Below are 20,167 nucleotides of genomic sequence, written 5' to 3'. Positions count from 1 at the left end.
TTATGAGGTTTGATATGAGAGAACTATCAATAATAAGCCGTTACGCTCGTACAGCATCCGGTAAGAGAGCTGACAGATCAGGATCATCGGTAAACGAGAAGCGGAGTATCTTATGGCCCTGTTGTGAGCTGTATAAATAACTACGAGCTACTCTCTGCCTCGGGGAGGAGGCAGAGAGAGTATTAAAAGCAAAGGCAGACATTTTTAGCAGCTGGTGGGCTATGGGGTTCCGGAGGTGCTCCGGTGAATGTTACTTGACTGGCAAGTTTCCTGCTATGATGGTCAATGCCTCGATGCTGTCTATATTGTTCTGAAGCCGTTCCAGTTCTGCCTTTTCAATACCGGCCCAAAGCTTTAAGTGTCGCTGATAAAGGGACCACTTGAGTGAGTGAAAACCATTCCAGGCCAACCCCATCCAGGAGGCGTAATTCGCATTGAGAATATTGCCGGTGATATACATTTTACCTGCGTTAACAGCACTGGAAGTTCCATAACCCAGGGCAAGCATCATCCGGAAGCGTGGATTTAGCCGCAACGGCATGGTATCCAGTAAGGTCTCCCCAAAAGCTCCTTTTCCCAGCGATACCTGTTTCGCCACATAGAAAACCCGCATCAAAACTTCCATTATGCTCATCGGAATACTTGTCACGATAAACTGACGAAAGTCATACCCGTTGACATACATGTACTCTATTTGTTTGCCGAAGTTAGAACTCCCCACAGGGATCCCCTCAAGCATACGAAGTAGCCCCATAAAAGGAGCCGGTAACCCCATGCCACGGTTTCCTTTTGCTGAGGGGGCATTAACATCCGATGCCAGGTGTCCAAACATTCTGGCGATGAGCCTGAAAATATTGGTTTCGTCTGTAACGCCTTTACTGGAAGGATAAACCACGATCTGTCCATTCTGAACCACCGTACAGGTCCCGTTCAGCATATCCTTTATACCGAAAATAATGCCCAGTACGGGATCGTGTGACAAAGCTCTTAAGCGGTGATTTGTGGGAGACAAAACGCCACCGGCCGCACCCACTAAATCGCTGCTGATCGAACTGTCTGGTGCCCCTATAGGGAACAAATCTGAGAGTTTTGTACTCAGGTCCTCCGGCAAAATGGCATTGAAGGCTTTCTGCACCTGTTTATTGAAAATACCATCCACTTCTGCCGTAAAGCTCACCGTAGGTTTTGGCGGGGCTCTGACGCAAAGTAAATCCAGCATGGATGCTATGAGCCCGCATCCGCAGGCAATAGCATAATCCCAGGCGTCGAGTGCGTAGCGATCATTAAATTCTTTAATATGATTCTGGATCCGGGCATCTACAACAGCCAAGTCATCCGTGGAGAGTATTGTGGCCAGTCCAATATCACCGCATACACGCTGGTTAGCCTCGCTATATATAGTCTTGAGACCAGTAGAATGCATGGCAGTATCTGAAGGGGTCATTTCTCGCAGATGATGTTCTTTAAGCGCCAGATGCTCCGCTTCATCAAGTTCAGTGCCGCTGATTAGCCCGGTCAACTGTGCCTTAAGGCTCTCTATATCACTGTTAATTGTCTCGTGAGCGTTCGCGATATCCTGACCACGGAGCTGAATATAACGGATGGCCCTGAACTCATCATCATAAGGAGACTGACTCATGTGTTTACCTCACCGCGACCAGGCTACCTTTTGGAGCTTTCTTAGTAAGCATGTCGATTGTTGCCTTGATGCCAGCAATTTCTGCCTTAAAATATTCCGCATTCGACATCAACCTTTCCTGAACTTCGTAGAGCTTTTGGATGGCCTGACTAAGGGCGGCTGTCAGTTTCGCATTTTTTTTGTGTTTCACTATCGCGTACCCGCCAATCCCTAACACAGCTACAGGTGCGGCCAATACCGCAATGCCTGCAACCATACCGCCACCGACGATAGACCCTGCTGTAGCGAGCCCGGAGGTTATGCCTGCTGCTGACACTCCCGTTGTACCAAGCGTATAGAGAGCACCGAAGGAAGCCGCTGCGCCTACGCCTGACCCCGCCAAAGCTGCTGCGCCCTCAGTAATACCCGGGAACTTATTTTCAAGCGCCTGAAGAGCACTTGTAACTTCATCCATTGCCTTCTTGCGAATTTTTTCGAGCTCTTCAGTTTCGGTAGCGTCCATTACAGGCCTCGTATTCATAACTTGCTGTGTGATAGGTGAAAAAGAGCACCATAAAAGTGATGAAGAAATCATGACTTACTATTGTGGCACTTTCGAGTTCATGTTTGTCAGTTTCAATGCTGTTGCTGTTAGTAAGGGCAGACGCCATATCGGGCAGACCCAAAATAACTATCGTGCCAGCGTCATTTTGGAACTGACTTTGCTAAAAATCAGTAGCGGACTGAACAGACATGTGTGGATTTGAATCTGGGCAGGTTCCAGACATTATTCCAACCAGACTTCCAATGACAAAATGCTCGTCATTCTCGGAGACGACATAGGGTCCACCAGAGCAACCATCGGTGTTGAAATGTGCTATTACAAAGCGAGTTGTGAGATGTTGGGGAGAATGATTTGAGCAATTTAAAGGCCAAATGCCTGAAACTTCACCAGGGAATGTCGAAATTGTTGTCTCATTCATTGGATATCCGACACCCAATGTACCCATGCCAGCTGCGGGAGCCAGGACCTTAAAGTAACTACTTACAGGCTGTTGTATTCCAGCTGGTAATACGATTTCTGCACTGTCAACAAACGGAATGCCGTCTTTAAAGTCTGCCCTGTCATTAGCCTCATTGAGAATGAAATCGACTAGAACAGGCTCTTCGTTCACCAGTCCTTGATGGTTAAGAAATTTGACGTAAAGTTTAAGTGTATTGCTGACGGGATAAATTTTTCCAAGAGCATTGGTAACAACATGGGCTGCGGTGAGAATCTTTTGCTGCTGACCATTATCGAAACCAAACGCAGTTGCTTCGAGATGGCTACTAAAATGAGGATCATTGCTTACATAGATTTTACAAACGTAGTTTTCAAACATTATTTCCTCCTTTTGCCGGTACCTAATCAGTTACACGGCTGCATGTTATAAACAACTAAACTCGCTTCCTGATATTTGAGTTTGTATGTTTTGCCAGGCACCAGCTCACCTCTGAAACACGGTTAGTCTCCTCCATGACATGGTTATGGCGATGGTCAGAAACTGTTATCGACGAAAGGCTGGAATTCCTTTAATGGCATTATCCATTTCAAGTCGTATGTCCTGAACGGGAGCGTATATTTTTATGATTCCAGATCTTAACCCTGAAACATTCCCCGTATCAAAACTGACCCGTTACAGATAAGTCACCACCGGTGCTGTCGATTAATTTAGTGAATTGCATGTCCTCATCCCATAAAGGGTAGGGCCTACCCCCGGCATCGAGCAAACCTGACCACCCTGCCCTTATTAAGACCCCACATGCGGCAATGGTGCCCTGTCCACGCCGCCCGCGAACTTTGAGGAAATGGGGAGAAAATAAAAAGAAAACAAAAAGTTATCGGCTGAAGTACCGGCGCAGATCGGGAATCAGGCGAAGCCTGACAGCACGTTAGGGCCTGGCAGGGGGCTTGAGGGATGAGGACATGCAATTGTGATAACCTTCCCGCCACGGGGTCGGTTAAATTCGTATCCTGCCGGTGCAATTCCAACGGCCGCGTTACCAGTTCGCCGGGTAGCATGGCCAGCAAAGCCAGGCATCGAGCACCCGGGTTTCACTGACGGCCGCTGCATAGACGCCGGTATCCGGGAAGAAATAAACCGGGGTGGCGTTGTTCAGCTGGTCGCCTTCATCGGCCAGAGCGCCGATCACCTCATGAGGCTTAAGCAGCATATCCGTTAAATATTCATCCGGGTGGATGGCATTCAGCGATATGGCCATCTCCAGAAATTCATCCAGGGTATGGCGGGTACGATACCCCCGGAAAACCTCGTATGAAGGCGTGACGCATTCACCATCCAGGGAACAGGCATCGTAACCGGCCAGCTGCTCTTCGGTGAGTCCGGAGGCATGCTTTGCCACAAGATTCGTAAATTGCTCTTTATCGTCCATCACAATCCTTACGCTGTAGGGGCCTGTTTGTGTTATCACTGCTTCCGGTTTTTACTTCGCACAACCCGGCAGGTATCCGGTCGCCCGGGCGTCCTTTGCGGTCTTGTTCGCCCTTCGCCTGAATTACGTCAAATCCCTTTCACTACCCGGCCGCAGGGTGACACCTCCCCTTTTCTCCGGAAGCGAAAGAGGAAGAACAGTTTAACAGCCCGGATCCTCAATAATTTTCGCGTAACGGACTAAATAACCGGTTTATGCAGCTTCTGATAACCACAGACCGCGATAGAATAAAACGTCTGGTGAGGAACCGGAGTGTTATGTAAGCGGGGGGTTTAACTGGGTATCTGTGTAGTCCTATTTAGCCAGATATCCCGAATAAAAACCTCAACGATTAGGTAAACGAAATGGATGGATTCTGGTCGATGTTCTGTTTGTTTGTCGTGGTAGTTTCACTGCATAAAGCCCTTTCTGTAGCAGCAGCACGAGCAGACGCAGCAAAATTAAATATGCTTCTCAGAATGAGAAAGTTTAAAAAGTAGCTTTCAAGACATCTGAGAATTCTTTTAAATCCTCAGAGGAAGTTATATGTTTAGGCTATTTGCAAACTAAGGTTGGAATTCCATCATTCTAGCCTTAGATCTTTGATCAAGTGAAGTTGCTCACTTGGTTGGATTTTACCGTTTCCTGACGGCTTTTCAGAAGCGAGGGCTGGTTGGAATGCCTTCCAGCTAGAAGTCTTGCAGATGCTCTCCGGGCATTAACTCATTGTCGAATCTGCACCAGTATCACTAGGTTGTTGAGCGGGCGATTAGCTTTTTCACTGAGCCGCTGTACACTCGACTGCTTCAAGAAGCACTACTTACCATTTGCCTGCCGTAAGGTCTGTTCTTAGCTGGATTTTTTTGGGAGGATACGCAGTCATGACAACTCAATCCAGCTCAATACAATACGCTTACGCGCTAGACGGCGAGGGCACCCTCACGCACATTGGCGCTGCCCTGCGCTCACATACTTACACCTGCCCAGGTTGTAAGAGCCCCCTGACCCCGGTAATGGGCGAGTTCAACGCTAAGCACTTTCGCCATTCGGAAGAATGCTGTGCCCTTGAAACCTATCTTCACAAGTGCGGCAAAGAAGCATTCTTCTATCGCTACCAACAAGCTCTCAGCCGTGAAATGCCTATTAGCCTTGAGCTGGAGCGCCGGGTTGCCTGTAATGGTTCTCGTTTAGCCTTGGTTAGAGACGAAGCACGTCAGTGCGTAAAATCCGTGCCTGCACGCTACAACTTGACTCAATTTTTCGATCAGGCAGAGCTGGAAAAACACGATAAGGTCACAGGGCTGCGACCAGACGTGATGTTGTATGATACGACTGGCGAAAGGCGTTGCTACGTAGAGATTTGTGTCACACACCCCTGCTCTCAAGACAAGATCGAAGCCGGTATCCCGATTCTTGAGTTTAAGGTCCAATCTGCCTCTGATATTCAGATGTTGCTTACCGGGGCCTACTCGATCAAGGAGAAGATCCTGAGAGTATTCAACTGGCTTCCCCCGTTTCAATCTGTGGACACCTGTAGCGGCGTCTGCTCAGTAGGTAACGTGGATATGTCTGTCTGGAGTTTAAGTGGTTCCGGCCGACTCAACGAACAAACGATGCCGCTCGCTGAAGTGGATTTAACAATCAATTCTGACGTGAACACATGGCCTAGATCGTTAGGGGCCGCTGAGCTGGCTGATAACTTACGAGCTTTTATCCGTCACGCCGATCCTCATTCACTATTTTCCAACTGCATTATGTGCGAGCAAGCAGGCCGATGGGAGGATGGCTATCTGCAATGTCACAGTAAGGCAAAGATCGTTCCCTACACCGAGGCCCGTCAGTGCGCCAATTACAAGGTTAAGGCATGACCAAAAGACTGACTTGGGAGCAGAAAAGTATTGTCAGCCATGACACCGGACATGCGTTGGTAAAAGCCGTACCTGGTAGCGGGAAAACAACCACACTTGTAAAGCGCGTTGAGCGGCTGGTCAAGACGGGAACTGATCCTCGCTCCATTCTGATCCTGATGTACAACAAGTCGGCGCAGGTGAGCTTCACGGAGAACTTGAAGACGGCACTGATGTCGAGCGTGATTCCAGAAATCCGCACGTTCCACAGCTTGGCCTTAAAGATTGTTGGTTACGGAGAACGCCAACAGATAATCAAGAAGAAAGACCTCATTACTCCAAGCGACTACCGCTATGAGCAACTGGTAAAGCAAGCCTACCGCTATGGCTTTGACCATGAGGCGAATTATATTGACCCCAATGAAATTGAAAACTTCGAGCTGTTTATTGCTCGCTGCCGGGCGGCGGCCGTAACTCCTGTTGATGCTGCCAATGATCCAACGTTCAGCAACATCAAACGGGAGTTTATTCACGCCTATGGCCGCTATTGTGAGCTGCTGGAGGAAAACAGTCTGCGAACCTTTGATGACTGTTTGATTGAGGCTGTCGCACTGTTGCGTAATGACAGCAGCCTTGGTGCCCACTTCAAGCACATCATTGTTGATGAATATCAGGACGTTAACCTGATACAGCATGACATGACCCGCTTGCTATCTAAGTCGGATACGTCGGTTATGGCTGTTGGTGATGTTAACCAGTGTATTTATGAGTGGCGTGGTGCTCGACCAGACTTTATCGGCGGACTGTTTGAAAGGCACTACCCGAATACGAAGGTGTTTCAACTGTCATGCACGTTCAGATTTGGCCATGAGCTTTCCTTGATGGCTAACTCGGTAATTCGGCGCAACTCTACAAAGCTGACCAAGCTTTGTGTCAGTCATCCTAGCACCCCCAAAACAGAGGTCAGATTGCACTTTGATAACTGCCTATCCAAGGTGCTATCAAACCTCTCGGTGAGCAGTGGAACACAAGCCATATTGTCCCGCACTAAGGCGAACCTTGCTGAGGCGGAAATTGCTTTACGCCTGTGTGGGCTACCTTATCGCTACCTCAATGGTTCAAGCGCATTACACACCCGCACCGAAATCGGGATACTGGTAGTTGGCGTCTTGCTGTCTGTGTACGGCGATCTGCGGCTACTGGAAAACCATCCCAACAAACAAGCGATTGTTTACGGCTTTCTGAAGGAGGCTGGTTTTAGATGGCAGAAAGGGCAATTCAAAGCGGCGCTCAGTGGATTGATGGCTCCGCACGCCGACCTATGGTCTGCTCTAGGTCAGTTATTCGAGGGCGCACAATACCAAAAAGATCGGCTGGGCAGGCTCGCCACTATCTGCCAGAAAGACGGAGAGGAAACGCCTGCTATCGATGTGTTACGACGCCTGAGTATGGAGGGTTTCATTGATAGTGTTGGCTCTGAGGGTGTAACTCGCACTGGATCGAACGACCAGCAACGAGGGGTCGTGAGGATCGGGGAGCTACTTGACTCCAGTAAGATCGATTCCCGCACGTTTTTAAACCTTATCTTGAATCCAGGCGAGGCTGCTACTGACTGCGATCCCTTCATCCTTTCCACACTGCATGGTTCCAAGGGGCTGGAGTGGGATAACGTAATACTGATCGGGCTGAATGAGCAGGAATTTCCTGGCGGCAAACCCGATGATGTTTACAGCGTTCGCACATCGATGAACACCCCTCCGGCCGAAGAGGAAATCGAGGAGGAACGTCGGCTGTTTTATGTCGGTATCACTCGCACAAAACAGCAGCTAAATCTGGTGGTCCCTCTTGATGAAGGGCTTGCGCGGTGGCTCAAAAACCGCTGGGATAGCACCCCGAAGAAGTCACCGATAGCTACTCGCTTCGTCTATGAGGCTGGCTGGACTGCTTGTGCGGTTACCAGTGATGCGATCTATAACAGCACGGTAGAGAAACAGAAGGCTGACTTCAGCAAGTTTCACCAATGGTATCTAAGAGATCTTCAGCGGCTAAAAGTCTAGGGCTACCGATACTTTTCGATTTCAGACAGGTGCTCGTTATCCAGATCAATTGTGGCTTTTCTTTCAGAAGCGAGCTTCTTCGCTCGCTTTGCATACTGAAGCCCCTTGGCTGGCTGCTCTCCGCGTAGGATCTGTTCAGCCTGCTTGCTCGTGCTGTGCCCCAGAAAGCGTTCGTACTGCTCGTCAGATACCTCAGTGCCGATCAGTCGTTCGATCCAGCCGCTTTTCGGCGGGTAACTTACGCCCAGCGCAAGCAACTGCCTTTTCTGTACCCACTATTTCCGGCGCGGCCGGCTTCAATCAAGGCTTTGGTTAGAACTACAGCCATTTGGGGACTCTCATACACAAACCTGAACCATGCGGGTCTGATTGGCGGTCAAGATAGCAGCGCATCGAAATCAACACTGAACTCTGCTTCTAAGAACTCAATCGTGGCTGGTTGGCTATCGAGCGATGCTTCCCGTGTAGACTCCAGTGCGCACTCCAATCGACGCAGCAGAGTAAACGGCAAAATGATCTTGCCGAAGTCGGTATGCTTGAAATCCCCCCCCACAGGTCTTCCGCGTTCTTCCAAATGAAATCAGCTTGCGAAGCAGCCGAACCTACGAACTCTGCCATCTTGGCCTCCAACCAACTTTTGCACGAAACGGCACATCTTCCAAAAGAGGGTTGTCAACCAAGTTTTGCACAAAACGGACTTTGATCCATTTCTAACTAAAATCTACAATCCAACCTCAGATTGCAAATAGCCTATGTTTATTACAGATGGTATGGTTCGTGTTTTTGTTTATTCGATGGCAACTGTACTCTTTCTGCCGCTTGGCTTGTTGAAAAGCACGTGGTGGTTTTCACCATTGTTTGCGATAGCTGCTATTGATTACTTAATGTTTCTGCGTCGACAAGGCTAGTTGCTGAACCTCATACCTCAGAGCAATCTGTATGTTTTTTACACCACTGGTTAAAAGGTCAGGCTACGTTCCTGACGTTTTTTAAAAAACAGTTTTATGTTTGATGCGTTACTGGTCTGTCTGGTAACCCAGTGGTACATTACCATTATTAAGGCTGGCTGGCGGTGGTGCATCATGCTTAAACGACCCTCTCTGAGCGTACTTTCCGACAGTCCTGTGCACCGCACCACTTACCCGGCAGGCCTATGTCTTGGTTATTCTTCGTTGTACCTTTTTCTTCAGCTTTATCCCTGACATGTCTGTCTGAACAGTTCTAAGCAAACCGGAATGTTGTCATGGCCAAAGTACAAGGGCTCTTTGTTGGATACCGAAAATTCGCTGTTGATCGTGACTGGCTTCGTCAGCAGGAAGAACAACGTTATCGGGATCGCCAGCGACAATTTGATGAATGGTCCAGGAAATGGGTCACTGTAACCAGGCTCAAAGAGACTCGTTTATGGACTGACGGAGCCATCAGGCGATGGTTGGGTGAACCTCAGCAGCAGGGTAAATATAAAGTTTTCCCCGTTGAAGCGGTTTTGGCTGCTGAGAAGTTGAATGAGTTTCGGCTCTGGCTTAAACCCCGACTGGAAAAGAAACGTGCCCAGCACCACCACTTTTTAATTCCATTTCTGTAAAGTAGAAACAACGGCAGTTCCGGCCGCATTCAAGGCTTCGGCATCTGGTCAGAAATAAAGCGCCATTTTTCAGTATAAGGGAGGTTAGATAGTGGAAGGTATTGAGACACTGAGTTTGCAGCTTGATGAGAATGAAACTATGGCCCTTGCTCAATTAGTTAAACGTCTGAGCTGGAGCGATCTTCGTGGCTGTGCTGTGAGTGACGAAGAAGCCTGGGTAATGAAAAGCGCAATTGAAAAATTACAACAGGCGTTAAGGGAAGAAGGTTATGCGCCTCGATGAGGCTGGCTTCGTTCTTTATTCCGATAACAAATTTGCTTAAGGACTAACTATGAGCCAGCACTGGTATGAGGTGAAAAGCAATCAGGGAATTGTTCAGGTGATTGTTGGGAGAAGATATTAATGTAATGCGTTTCTGCATTACATCAAGCAGATTAGCTTTTTCTGGTCAAAATAGACGATGTGATTTTTCTTTAGCCGAAGTCCATCCGCTCCCCACGCAACCGGTAAAGGTTCGCAGGTTTAATAAAGATAGGTTTCGTATCTCCCTAAGGGTGGGATAGGTAAACTCATAATGGCATCTGTGTTTACTATGTAAGTATTCGGGTAAAATTCATCTAATACAGTAAAGTTTAGTTTCTTACAAAAGCTTAATAAATATGGGTTTTTCACGTCTTCTATTACAACATCGCACCAGGGATTCGATTCACAGCAAAGCTTCAGAAAAGACTTAAACCATCCCTTGTTTTGTATTTCTTCCGGAAGCCGTACCACATGTATGGTCAGACAATCTCCATGATAACGATTAGTACTTTGTCTAAGCCCTACAACAATCCCCTTTTCTTGAATCTGTACACCTGCCTGATGCTCTTTCATGTCGGGCGTATAGTGCCTTGCTCTGTTTAACCAGGCCACCAGCTGCTGAGCCGTACTTGGTGATTCTTCAGCTATCCATTTCAGGTACTTGATGCGGTCCATATGCGCCTCCCTGTACGATTTCCAATGAACAAAGGCTCTACAGTATTAAGCTGCTGTAGAGCTCATTCAACCAAGCTCAAACTGTGCGTATTAAAGGATGCCTAACCTTTTTGTTTCATCGATCCACGGTCTGAATTCTTCCAGTAGATTATCATATAACTTTTCATCGCTAATCGAACCGAAATCATCCATGGCAAAGAAGTGGGTGTTATCAACCCGGCGGTCAGTAAAGTCATCCAGATTTTTGAGGATACCGTAGCTTGAACCACCCAGGCCGACAAACTTCCAGAAGATGGGGTAGTTGGCAGAACGCCGGATTGCATCTTTAATCGCCCGGGTCTTGCTGATCCCGCCATCGGTAATAAATACAACATACACCGGGATTTTCGAGTCCTTAAAGTAGTCGACTATTTCTTCCATCACAGGAGGCTCGTTGTTTGTCCCTCCGAGGCCCGGCAGGTTCTCCCAGGCTGAACGCTTTCCAGCCCCGCGAATGGACTGAATATATGTGTCCAGGTTGTCCAGTGTGACGTTTGGATACTTCTTATGCTTCTCTCCAAATCCCCAGACATCCATTTCACCGTCGTCGTCGAACTGGGCGGCAAGAACGGCGATGCGGTCCAGCACAGACTGAACGTTACCCTTACTGAACTGGCCACTCATTGAGCCGGATGCGTCAAGTACAAATGCAACCGCTGCCTCAAGGGTGTCCAGTTTATTTTTAGTAAGACTGACCGAGGCTTTTTTAGCGAGGCTTACAAGGCGCGGAGATCTGGTTTCCAGTTTCTTTTCCAGACTGATACGAGCAGGCTTTGCTGGCTGCGGAGCTGGCTGTGCGACATCAACGCCATAGCTAATGGCCAGAGGCTCAAGACCACCGTTGAAACCCTGCCCGAGCGCACGAAGCTTCCAGGCGCCATTGTGCCGATATACTTCACCCAGGATAATTGCTTTCTCACTGCGGCCCTGAGTCTCAGCCTGGAACTCAGCGATTCCTTGAGCCTGCATGCTCAACGAACTGAGCCCACTGATGGTATCTTCACCATCAATGACAACTGTGATTGCAATTTTACTGATGTTCGCAGGAACACGATCCAGTGCTATCTCAATGCTGGACTGCTGAGAACCGGTAACGAGCTTTACTGCCCCTTCAGGAGAAGACAGATTATTGTAAAAGATAAAGTCAGAATCGCCGCTGACCTTTCCCTGAGCATTAAGCAGGAACAGGCAGGTATCGGGTTCGCCTTTAAAGCCGGATTTGGTAGGGTACTGAAGATTCAGCCTGATCGCAGATTGCTGAAGTGGTATGTTTTGTCCGGATTGTAGATTCACATTAACTCTCCTGATTTTTGATTATTTTAAAGCGCAGCGTTTATATAGGTTCCCCTGGCTTAGTTCAGGACGCTGGATTTCTGGTGAGGCGTATATATGGTGTGACACCATATTTCATCACGTTGAAGTTTCTATACCTGTTGAATTGGAATTTCCATTGGTCGGGTATTTTATCTTCCAGAACCCGTGCCTTCATAAGTCGCAAACGTAACATATATCAGAGGGGCATGCTGTTGATATAAGGCACGGAATACAGGCTTTAACCAGCAACCAGAGAAAAATCCGTTTCCTGCCTTTAAAAGGCTCACGTCAGAATTAACATCTCTCTGCTTTCTGAGATTCCCGAACCCTTTCTGCCCCCCCCCTCCTGATAGCGGATCGCAACCAAAAAAAACCCCGGCATTGCCGGGGTATGATTCAGCGTTATTTTAGATGTTAACGCCGTGCTGGGAGGCAAGAGCCGCCAGGCCACCGGCAAAGCCCTGACCGACAGCTTTAAACTTCCACTCAGCGCCATGACGATACAGTTCACCGAAGACCATAGCGGTTTCGGTTGAGGCATCTTCAGACAGATCGAAACGGGCAATTTCCGTGCCGTTGTCGTTGTTGTAAACGCGCATGAAGCTGTTGCTCACCATGCCGAAGTTTTGTTTACGCGCTTCTGCATCATAGATGGTAACGGCAAACACCAGTTTTTTGATATCTGCTGAGACTTTGGTCAGATCGATTTTGACCTGCTCATCGTCGCCGTCGCCTTCACCGGTACGGTTGTCGCCCTGGTGCTCTACCGCGCCATCAGGGCTGGTTTTGTTATTGAAGAAAATGAAATGCGCATCTGACAACACTTTACCGTCTTCGCCTACTGCGAACACGGAAGCGTCCAGGTCAAAACCCTGACCATCGGTTACACGGGCATCCCAGCCTAGGCCAACCATAGCAACATTCATGGTTGGTGCTTCTTTGGTCAGAGATACATTGCCGCCTTTTACGAGAGAAACTGCCATTTTTAGCTCCTGCAAACAGTTGAATGAGGGCTGCATTAACAGCCCCGGGTAGAAAAGTTACTTTTTGATCAGGACGCGTTAATGCCGTACTGAGCACATACAGATGCCAGACCACCAGCATAACCCTGACCTACTGCGCGGAATTTCCACTCACCATTGTGGCGATACAGCTCGCCGAACAGCATGGCAGTCTCAGTGGACGCATCTTCGGTCAGATCGTAGCGAGCAACTTCAGTCTGGTTATCGTCATTAACCAGACGAATAAACGCACCGGATACCTGACCAAAGCTCTGGCGACGAGCCTGAGCATCGTGGATGGTCACAACGAAGATGATCTTGTCAACTTCAGACGGGACGGCGTCCAGTTTAATTTTCAGCGATTCATCATCACCATCGCCCTCACCGGTGCGGTTATCGCCGGTGTGCGTTACGGAACCGTCGGATGACGTCAGGTTGTTATAGAAGATGAAATCTGAATCGCCGCGCACTTTGCCGTTTGAGGCCAGCAGGAATGCTGAAGCATCCAGGTCAAAGTCCTGACCGTCTGTTGAACGCGCATCCCAGCCAAGGCCCACCAGGACGTTTTTCATTGACGGAGCTGCTTTACTTAGGGAGACGTTCCCGCCTTTGGAAAGAGAAACACTCATAAAATAACCTCTTCGATTAGTAATTGTTCAGGTTAACACTTAAGGGGATTAACTCCCCTTTTCCTCAGATTCAGGTTTGCCCGGGAACATGACGCTTGCGAGAATGCCCAGCGCCAGTACACCCAGTACAACATACAGGCTGGTTGTTGCCGCGATGCTGTAACCATGATGCCAGATGTGATCGGTCGCATTCAGGCCGAGTTTTGCCGCGATGAAGAACAGCAGCACGATAACGGCCTTCTCCAGATGAACCAGGTACTGTTTCAGTGCCTCAAGGACAAAGTACAGAGTACGCAGGCCCAGGATAGCAAACATCATGGCACTATAGACGATAAGCGGTTCACGACTGACGGCAATGATTGCCGGTACCGAGTCAAACGCGAACATTACGTCCGAGAGTTCAACCACAGCCACACACAGGAACAGCGGGGTCGCATACAGCGCCGCTTTTTTACCACGGCCAATGGTGACATCGCTGTTTTCTGGTTTCGCCAGTTCAGCATCCACTTCCTTCTGGTTAAGCAGGAAGGCATGCCCTCTGAGCTTCGGCCAGATAGGGAAGAAGCGTTTAACCATGCGGTAAGCCAGATGCTGGGAGTAATCCTCAATTTCATCATCGTCATCACCGCTTTTAAGCATCATGACCGCTGTCCAGGCAACGATAATAGCGAAGACAACTTCAACATACGGCCCCAGACTCAGCAGGCTCGTACCGATGGCGACAAAGATGCCCCTGAAGACAATGGCACCAATGATCCCCCAGTAGAGAACACGGTGGCGATAACGATCCGGAACGGCGAACCAGGAGAAGATGGCCATCATGACGAACAGGTTATCGACCGACAGCACTTTCTCCAGCGCATAACCCGTAACAAACAGACTGGCAACCTCAGCACCGTGGTGGATATAGAGGAAACCGGCAAATGCCATCGCAACCACAACCCAGAATACGGACCAGAGCGCCGCACTCTTCAGCGAAATAGGCTTGTCATCACGGTGCATAAACAGGTCAATAAAGATGGCACCGACTGAAAGCGCAATAAAAACAATGACCGTTTCAGTCGGGAAGCCGATGTGTGTGGAAACCATATTTTACCCTTAGGGATGTGGATCAGAGGCCAAATTCAGCCGGGTCGAAGCCCAACGCGATAGCGATCTCGCGGGAGGCCAGTTTCTCGTCCTGATCGAAGTTACCGTCACTTTTCGCAACGGCAATACCAACACGTAAGGCCAGCTGAGCGGCCTCAGGCTGATCTTTCAGCGCCAGGATGTATTTCATGGTTTCGCCCTTGCCGATTTCAACATCGAAATCGAAGCTTGAAACCAGTTTATTGAAGAACTCAATCACCTCATTGGTATCGAAGACCTTCAGCTCTTCTGAAGAGCGCAGAAAGCCCATCATTTTCTGCTTTTCTTCCGAACTTACGCCGTCACTCGATACGGCAATACGGGCACATACAGCAACGGTGCCCTGCATGAATTTTTTGTTTTTGAAACGGCCAACCTGGCGGGTCAGTTCGTCACGGCCTGAGTTAATGGCACCTTTAACTTTGTCGAAAAAGCTCATACCTGTTTCCTTTGTTGCTGTGTTATTTAGAACCGGCGCTCCAGCGAAATCCCCAGCCAAATGCCCGGTCCATTTCGTCCTGGCCTTTGAAGTACTGGTTAATTCGCTCGACTTTAATTGCGCCGTTTTCGTTTACGAGTCTGGCAATGGCGCACAATGTGCGACGGTTTTCACCTTCGGTCAGGCGGGTCTCAATGGGCGGTTGATCCGGCACATGAATGGTGACCACACCATCAGTCTTGTCCCAGCTGGGAACACCTTCATAAATAAAGGCGTAAATCAGCACTTCGCGGATATGCTTCCATTCACGTCCATTGATATGCAGCCACTCGCCGTCTGATACATCACCCGTCCGGTCATCGCCCTTGAGCTGAACATACGGTTCATCGCGATAATCACCGAATGCATTACCGAGCGCCTGAATGACCGATTTATACCCGTCCTGAAGCTCAACAAAGGCCCCCAGATCCAGGTCGATTCCTTTGGAGCCGAACATGCCTGCAAAGCCTGATTTGCCGCTGCCCCGGTGCCAGTTCAGGTTGATCCGGATTTCACCGAAGTTATCCCGTTTGGTCAGGCTGATTGCAGGCTTCTCTTTTGTCAGCGATACCTTGCTCAGGCTGATTTTTGTCTCAACTGGCGGAGGGGTTACAACCGGAGGAGTCGGGGCTGCGGGAGCCGGTTCGTCGGCAATATTTACGCCGAAATGCTCTGCCAGCGGTTTAAGTCCACCGTTGAACCCCTGCGCAACGAAGCGGAATTTCCAGTCATTATTACGACGGTAAAATTCACCCAGAATTAAGGCTGCTTCCTGACGGCCGCTCAGTTCGACACTGCCGCTAACCAGGCCGGTAGCCCCTTGCTCCACGTCGATGGAAAGATTACGAAGACCGGACGCCGTCTGCCCACCGTCACAGGTCACGGTGAACGCAATTTTCTGGACATCAGGTTTCAGCCGGTTGAGCGCGACAGTAAAGGTTGAGTACTGGCCTTCACTGACCAGGCTGACGGTACCATCATCGTTACGTGGCTGACCATAAAACACCATGTCCGCATCACCCTGCACCTTCCCGTCGGCATACAGGCGAAACGCCGAAGCATCCACCTGGCCGCCCGAGGTGATCCGGACCCGCAACTCCTGGGCTGGAACGGGGGCATTGCCCCCCGGCGTCAGGTTCATTAGCGAATAACCGCTGAAACGATATCGGAGTGCATATCGTCAATTGTGCGGCCGCGACAGGCATGGCCAAGGGCGGTAAAGTCCCAGTTGCCGTTATTACGGCGCAGCGAAGAAATAACGATCCCGGTATGTGAGCCCTGCTCAGTCAGCTTGTAGCGAGCCAGCTCTTTGCCGGTTTGATCGACAACGCGGCAGAACGCGTTTTCGACGTCATTGAACGACTGACCACGGAAGCTGTTTACCGTAAACGCCAGGTATTCAACGTTTGCAGGCAGTCGGGAGAGGTTGACATTAATCACCTCATCGTCACCGTCACCTTCACCGGTCAGGTTATCGCCACTGTGCACAACAGCGCCGCAGGTGGATTCCAGTTTGCGGAACCAGATGGTGTCAATTGTTTTACCGGTGCTGTCCATTAATACGCAGCCAGCATCGAGATCGATTGAGTCGTTGCCTCCAAACAATCCTCCAAGAAGACCTTTTTTCTTAACCGGATCCCAACCGAGACCGAAATGAAGCTGGCTTAATGCAGATGATTCTTTGCTGAGTGATACCGTCTGGTTCTTAACTAATGAAACCATGTTTTATTCCTTAAAATGGTAATGACCGAGACAATCAAAGGTATATTTAGTAACTGACGAAGAAAATCATATCATGATGAAGTTCTCTGACAAGGGAAATTTTGGTAGTTTTCTGTAAAAACACAAAAAGAAATCCTTTTCAGGGTGTTAATTTTCTAAGTTTAATTTAAATATCAATGTGTTATCAGGAATCCAAAAAACCTGACGCACTCCATAACCACAGGAGTTATTAATCATATTATGATTGACATGTAGCTTAGACACTCATAGACTCACTTCTCAATCATAAATTTGCATGGCGTTCCGGATAATTAAAAAAAATGAACAAGAAAATTTGGTTTATGGAAGGTTTATCCTCCCAGCGAGATATTATTCAGGGGGTAAAATCATTTGCAAAAAAAAATAATTTTGCCATTACCGTTTTTGCCTCCCACCGTAACGAAAGAAATGAAATCCTTTCCGTTGCCGACTATTCTTTGACTGAACCTGAAGATCCTCAAAAACGTCTTCAGTTTATCCAGGAAACCATTCAGTCCTACGGCATCCACCATATTCATACTGGCCGTAACAGCCAGTGGTTTGAAGAACACCGTTCAGCCATTGAATCGACCGGTGCCACCCTTACTACCGGTGCAACGGGCGTCGACTGGTTAACTCTGGCTGACGAAAAAGTTACTTTTGCTCAGTTTATGGAGCAAAAGGGTCTCCCGGTCGTACCATCCTGGCGGGTGAATACGCTGGCAGAATTAAAAACACACCTCGCGGCCCCGCCGTTCACTGACAGCCCGGTATGCGTGAAGCCGGTGACGGGTATCTATGGCATGGGATTCTGGCGCTTTGATGACAGTGCTTCGCCTATGGCCGTCTTTAATCATCCCGAACATCGTCTGGTCAGTCCGCAACAGTATATTGCAGCAGCATCAGCTGCTGAGTCGTTTAAACCCCTTGTTTTGATGCCGTACCTGCCAGGCCCGGAATTTTCCGTCGATATCCTCGCGGATAAGGGCGAAATACTCGCAGCCGTGGGACGCCGTAAGGAAGGGGTTATCCAGTATCTGGTAAACGAAGGAAGCGCCTGGGAACTGGCGTGTGACTGCGCCAGGGTTATGAAGGCCGACGGGCTGGTGAATGTTCAGACGCGAAACGATGTGAATGGCAACCCGGTGCTGCTTGAAACCAACATGCGTCCGTCAGGGGGGGTGGGTTATACCCTTCACAGCGGGGTGAACCTTCCTGGGTTATTTGCTGCCTTTAAGCTCGGTCTGATGTCTGAAGATATGGTGCGCCAGAGCGCTAAAAACACCTTTTCTCCGGTTGCGGTGAGATCCATTACGGATGTAATTGCATACCCGGAATCACTCTCTAACCTTCTGAATTAAGGCGTATTTATGTCTGATATCCTCGAAGATATGATTTATCGCCGTACCCTCTCATGCGGTACGATTCAGGTAACCCGCGACCAGGGTGAAGTTTCGCTCGATGACCTGTTTGACATCGCTGAAAGACGTAACCCGAAACGCGCCTTTCTGTTTGTCAGCAAAGTACTCGGCAGGCACATTCCCGTGCCACCCTCAGTCATGCGGCAGGCCTACAGACAGCTTGCCAGCCAGTTCCCCTCGACACTGACAGGACCCGTACTGTTTATCGGTATGGCTGAAACCGCCGTTGGGCTTGGGGCCGGTGTATTTGATGAAGTGCGCCACCAGCATCCTGAATCTGTCTATCTGACCTCTACCCGTCACCCGGTTGATGGCACGTTGCTTTGCGAGTTCAAGGAAGAACACAGCCACGCCACCGATCATCTGATCTATCTGCCAGATGATGAAGAGAAAAGACGTCGTGTTACCAACGCACGAACGCTGGTTTTGATTGATGACGAGGCAACCACCGGTAATACCTTTATTAACCTGCTTTCAGCCCTGCGTAATACCGGCAAGCTTCAACATATTGAACAGGTTATAGCCGTTACGCTTACCGACTGGAGTGGCAAAGCCTTGTCCGAGCGCAGCACCTTACCAGTCACTTCGGTTTCTCTTGTAAGCGGTAAGTGGGGATGGACCCCATTACCTGATGCACCTGTCCCGGACATGCCGAAAGTCAACGTAACTTCACGAGGAGAATGGGACATCCAGGGAAAACAGTCCTGGGGCCGACTGGGGATGCTCGCACCTGCGGCCGATCTCGGCCATGAGGTCTCCGTCCACAAGGGGGAACGTATTCTGGTTCTCGGGACCGGGGAATTCGTCTGGGAGCCGTTCCTGCTTGCTGAACGGCTCGAAGCTGCCGGAGCACAGGCATTTTATGGATCGACCACCCGCTCCCCTATCGCCGTTGGTTATGCCATTGAGTCCGCCATTTCCTTTACGGATAACTACGGGCTGGGCATCCCCAATTTTGTCTATAACGTCGCCCACCAGCAGTTTGACCGCATTCTTGTGTGTACTGAGACACCCGCAGAAAGTATTGACACGCAGCTTCTTAAAGCGCTGGCTGAGGTTGCGGCCGTCGTGGAGATTGTTACCTATGAATAAACCCGTTGTTCTGAGCGACCTTGACGACACGCTCTTTCAGACCCGTCGTAAAATGGTGGACGAGCTGGCCCTGGAGCCATTCCGTACCGGTGCCGTTGATCGCACCCTGAATCCACGAAGCTTTATGACGGAAGAACAGTCCATGTTGGTGGACTGGCTCCTGGAGCAGGCTGAACTCATACCCGTTACCGCACGGGGAACTGAAGAAATCAGCCGCGTACGGATCCCTTTCCACTCCTGGGCAATCACCACTCACGGGGCCGTCATTCTCACGCCAGAAGGCAAACCCGACGAGGAGTGGAAGGCCCATATGCTCGGCCAGCTGGCTCCCTATCAGGAAAAGCTGACATCGATGCAGCGTCTGATCACTGAAATGATGGACGCAAAAGGGATCAATGCCTGGGCAAGGCTGAACTTCGAATACGGTGAAACGGCGGTTTATATGGTGATGAAGCACCGCGACAGCACCCGCCTTGACGAGCTCAATGCCATTGCAGATGAGATAGAAACGGTGTTTCCGACCGAGGGCTTCTACATCCACCGCAACAGTAATAACGTGGCCTGGCTTCCCACCGCGGTTGAGAAAGGGCTGGCAGTCAGATGGCTTCTTGAAAAACTTCGGGCTGAACGCGGAGTCTTCCCCGTAATTGGTCTGGGCGACAGCCTGAGCGATCATCGTTTTATGAAACTGTGCAGCTGGTTTGGCATCCCGCGTCAGAGTCAGTTTGCAGATGCCATTTCACAGCGAATTTTTGGAGAAAATTAAA

At 49.4% G+C, this 20,167-nt stretch carries 20 protein-coding genes and 1 pseudogene; 7 read left to right on the top strand and 14 right to left on the bottom strand.

Annotated elements, in window-relative coordinates:
* Positions 1-250 precede the first annotated feature (250 nt).
* The 4 genes from CKK19_RS22655 to CKK19_RS22640 form a co-directional block, all read right to left on the bottom strand.
* The gene (locus tag CKK19_RS22655; protein ID WP_012695445.1) at positions 251-1,639 is read right to left on the bottom strand and encodes a hypothetical protein; all 1,389 of its coding nucleotides are present in this window, start codon (positions 1,637-1,639) and stop codon (positions 251-253) included.
* A gap of 4 nt (positions 1,640-1,643) precedes the next feature.
* The gene (locus CKK19_RS22650; RefSeq protein ID WP_000340139.1) at positions 1,644-2,141 is read right to left on the bottom strand and encodes a membrane protein; all 498 of its coding nucleotides are present in this window, start codon (positions 2,139-2,141) and stop codon (positions 1,644-1,646) included.
* Positions 2,142-2,343: 202 nt separating this feature from the next.
* Positions 2,344-3,000 carry a trypsin-like serine protease gene (locus tag CKK19_RS22645; RefSeq protein ID WP_000462754.1) on the bottom strand — a complete coding sequence of 219 codons (657 nt, stop codon included), beginning with the start codon at positions 2,998-3,000 and terminating at the stop codon, positions 2,344-2,346.
* 658 nt (positions 3,001-3,658) lie between these two features.
* Entirely contained in the window at positions 3,659-4,051 is a 393-nt protein-coding gene (locus CKK19_RS22640) for a hypothetical protein (RefSeq protein ID WP_000341066.1), read from the bottom strand.
* Between the two features lie 920 nt (positions 4,052-4,971).
* Between CKK19_RS22640 and CKK19_RS22635 the strand changes: the two genes are divergently transcribed.
* Both CKK19_RS22635 and CKK19_RS22630 read left to right on the top strand, forming a co-directional pair.
* Positions 4,972-5,958 (top strand): hypothetical protein, encoded by a 987-nt coding sequence (locus CKK19_RS22635; RefSeq protein WP_225455229.1) that lies wholly within the window; start codon positions 4,972-4,974, stop codon positions 5,956-5,958.
* Complete coding sequence (locus CKK19_RS22630; RefSeq protein WP_000166877.1) at positions 5,955-7,994, top strand: ATP-dependent helicase; 2,040 nt, start codon at positions 5,955-5,957, stop codon at positions 7,992-7,994. The genes CKK19_RS22635 and CKK19_RS22630 overlap by 4 nt, the downstream gene beginning before the upstream one ends.
* Positions 7,995-7,996: 2 nt before the next feature.
* Here the strand turns inward: CKK19_RS22630 and CKK19_RS22625 are convergent, their stop codons facing one another.
* Positions 7,997-8,251, bottom strand: a complete 255-nt coding sequence (locus CKK19_RS22625; protein WP_000880375.1) for a hypothetical protein — start codon at positions 8,249-8,251, stop codon at positions 7,997-7,999.
* Between the two features lie 140 nt (positions 8,252-8,391).
* Positions 8,392-8,612 (bottom strand): annotated as a pseudogene (locus CKK19_RS22620) (type I restriction-modification system subunit M N-terminal domain-containing protein); the annotation flags it as partial.
* A gap of 625 nt (positions 8,613-9,237) precedes the next feature.
* Here CKK19_RS22620 and CKK19_RS22615 point away from each other — a divergent pair.
* A complete protein-coding gene (locus tag CKK19_RS22615) occupies positions 9,238-9,579 on the top strand; it encodes a hypothetical protein (RefSeq protein WP_001151572.1) in 342 nt (113 codons plus the stop codon).
* Between the two features lie 91 nt (positions 9,580-9,670).
* A complete protein-coding gene (locus tag CKK19_RS22610) occupies positions 9,671-9,862 on the top strand; it encodes a hypothetical protein (protein WP_000398479.1) in 192 nt (63 codons plus the stop codon).
* A 240-nt stretch (positions 9,863-10,102) separates the two neighbouring features.
* Here the strand turns inward: CKK19_RS22610 and CKK19_RS22605 are convergent, their stop codons facing one another.
* From CKK19_RS22605 to CKK19_RS22570, 8 genes are all read right to left on the bottom strand, one after another.
* Positions 10,103-10,558, bottom strand: a complete 456-nt coding sequence (locus tag CKK19_RS22605) for a hypothetical protein (protein ID WP_000374058.1) — start codon at positions 10,556-10,558, stop codon at positions 10,103-10,105.
* A gap of 90 nt (positions 10,559-10,648) precedes the next feature.
* Complete coding sequence (locus tag CKK19_RS22600) at positions 10,649-11,890, bottom strand: vWA domain-containing protein (RefSeq protein WP_001053340.1); 1,242 nt, start codon at positions 11,888-11,890, stop codon at positions 10,649-10,651.
* Between the two features lie 428 nt (positions 11,891-12,318).
* Positions 12,319-12,894, bottom strand: coding sequence for a TerD family protein (locus CKK19_RS22595; RefSeq protein WP_000301247.1), 576 nt, complete (start codon positions 12,892-12,894; stop codon positions 12,319-12,321).
* Positions 12,895-12,962: 68 nt separating this feature from the next.
* Positions 12,963-13,541 (bottom strand): tellurium resistance membrane protein TerD, encoded by a 579-nt coding sequence (gene terD / locus CKK19_RS22590; protein WP_000116680.1) that lies wholly within the window; start codon positions 13,539-13,541, stop codon positions 12,963-12,965.
* 48 nt (positions 13,542-13,589) lie between these two features.
* On the bottom strand, positions 13,590-14,630 hold the full coding sequence (gene terC / locus CKK19_RS22585; protein WP_000255079.1) for a tellurium resistance membrane protein TerC: 1,041 nt from the start codon (positions 14,628-14,630) through the stop codon (positions 13,590-13,592).
* A 22-nt stretch (positions 14,631-14,652) separates the two neighbouring features.
* The gene (locus CKK19_RS22580; RefSeq protein WP_000007449.1) at positions 14,653-15,108 is read right to left on the bottom strand and encodes a tellurite resistance TerB family protein; all 456 of its coding nucleotides are present in this window, start codon (positions 15,106-15,108) and stop codon (positions 14,653-14,655) included.
* A gap of 22 nt (positions 15,109-15,130) precedes the next feature.
* A complete protein-coding gene (locus tag CKK19_RS22575; protein WP_044704557.1) occupies positions 15,131-16,288 on the bottom strand; it encodes a TerD family protein in 1,158 nt (385 codons plus the stop codon).
* Positions 16,288-16,869: a tellurium resistance-associated protein TerZ gene (locus tag CKK19_RS22570; protein ID WP_000254137.1), complete on the bottom strand. Its 582-nt coding sequence runs from the start codon at positions 16,867-16,869 to the stop codon at positions 16,288-16,290. The genes CKK19_RS22575 and CKK19_RS22570 overlap by 1 nt, the downstream gene beginning before the upstream one ends.
* Before the next feature lie 320 nt (positions 16,870-17,189).
* On the opposite strand from CKK19_RS22570, the gene CKK19_RS22565 reads away from it, so the two are divergent.
* The 3 genes from CKK19_RS22565 to CKK19_RS22555 are packed head-to-tail and all read left to right on the top strand — an operon-like array spanning position 17,190 to position 20,166.
* The gene (locus CKK19_RS22565; RefSeq protein WP_012695441.1) at positions 17,190-18,248 is read left to right on the top strand and encodes an ATP-grasp domain-containing protein; all 1,059 of its coding nucleotides are present in this window, start codon (positions 17,190-17,192) and stop codon (positions 18,246-18,248) included.
* A 9-nt stretch (positions 18,249-18,257) separates the two neighbouring features.
* Entirely contained in the window at positions 18,258-19,400 is a 1,143-nt protein-coding gene (locus tag CKK19_RS22560; RefSeq protein WP_001280115.1) for a phosphoribosyltransferase domain-containing protein, read from the top strand.
* Entirely contained in the window at positions 19,393-20,166 is a 774-nt protein-coding gene (locus CKK19_RS22555; protein ID WP_001040058.1) for a hypothetical protein, read from the top strand. Before CKK19_RS22560 ends, CKK19_RS22555 begins: the two co-directional genes overlap by 8 nt.
* The last annotated feature ends 1 nt before the right edge of the window (position 20,167 follow it).

The sequence above is a fragment of the Enterobacter sp. CCUG 70166 genome (assembly GCF_020224095.1).
In the GTDB taxonomy this organism is placed as follows: domain Bacteria; phylum Pseudomonadota; class Gammaproteobacteria; order Enterobacterales; family Enterobacteriaceae; genus Enterobacter; species Enterobacter intestinihominis.
The sequence above is the reverse complement of the archived record's forward strand: the minus strand, read 5'-3'. Positions and strand labels throughout refer to the sequence as shown.

Bases quoted from the DNA above. Each gene is read 5' to 3' on its own strand.
- terC (WP_000255079.1), bottom strand. From the start codon at position 14,630: ATGGTTTCCACACACATCGGCTTCCCGACTGAAACGGTCATTGTTTTT.
- CKK19_RS22630 (WP_000166877.1), top strand. From the start codon at position 5,955: ATGACCAAAAGACTGACTTGGGAGCAGAAAAGTATTGTCAGCCATGAC.
- CKK19_RS22635 (WP_225455229.1), top strand. From the start codon at position 4,972: ATGACAACTCAATCCAGCTCAATACAATACGCTTACGCGCTAGACGGC.
- CKK19_RS22615 (WP_001151572.1), top strand. From the start codon at position 9,238: ATGGCCAAAGTACAAGGGCTCTTTGTTGGATACCGAAAATTCGCTGTT.
- CKK19_RS22645 (WP_000462754.1), bottom strand. From the start codon at position 3,000: ATGTTTGAAAACTACGTTTGTAAAATCTATGTAAGCAATGATCCTCAT.
- CKK19_RS22580 (WP_000007449.1), bottom strand. From the start codon at position 15,108: ATGAGCTTTTTCGACAAAGTTAAAGGTGCCATTAACTCAGGCCGTGAC.
- CKK19_RS22640 (WP_000341066.1), bottom strand. From the start codon at position 4,051: ATGGACGATAAAGAGCAATTTACGAATCTTGTGGCAAAGCATGCCTCC.
- CKK19_RS22560 (WP_001280115.1), top strand. From the start codon at position 18,258: ATGTCTGATATCCTCGAAGATATGATTTATCGCCGTACCCTCTCATGC.
- CKK19_RS22605 (WP_000374058.1), bottom strand. From the start codon at position 10,558: ATGGACCGCATCAAGTACCTGAAATGGATAGCTGAAGAATCACCAAGT.
- terD (WP_000116680.1), bottom strand. From the start codon at position 13,541: ATGAGTGTTTCTCTTTCCAAAGGCGGGAACGTCTCCCTAAGTAAAGCA.
- CKK19_RS22650 (WP_000340139.1), bottom strand. From the start codon at position 2,141: ATGGACGCTACCGAAACTGAAGAGCTCGAAAAAATTCGCAAGAAGGCA.
- CKK19_RS22555 (WP_001040058.1), top strand. From the start codon at position 19,393: ATGAATAAACCCGTTGTTCTGAGCGACCTTGACGACACGCTCTTTCAG.
- CKK19_RS22595 (WP_000301247.1), bottom strand. From the start codon at position 12,894: ATGGCAGTTTCTCTCGTAAAAGGCGGCAATGTATCTCTGACCAAAGAA.
- CKK19_RS22565 (WP_012695441.1), top strand. From the start codon at position 17,190: ATGAACAAGAAAATTTGGTTTATGGAAGGTTTATCCTCCCAGCGAGAT.
- CKK19_RS22575 (WP_044704557.1), bottom strand. From the start codon at position 16,288: ATGAACCTGACGCCGGGGGGCAATGCCCCCGTTCCAGCCCAGGAGTTG.
- CKK19_RS22570 (WP_000254137.1), bottom strand. From the start codon at position 16,869: ATGGTTTCATTAGTTAAGAACCAGACGGTATCACTCAGCAAAGAATCA.
- CKK19_RS22655 (WP_012695445.1), bottom strand. From the start codon at position 1,639: ATGAGTCAGTCTCCTTATGATGATGAGTTCAGGGCCATCCGTTATATT.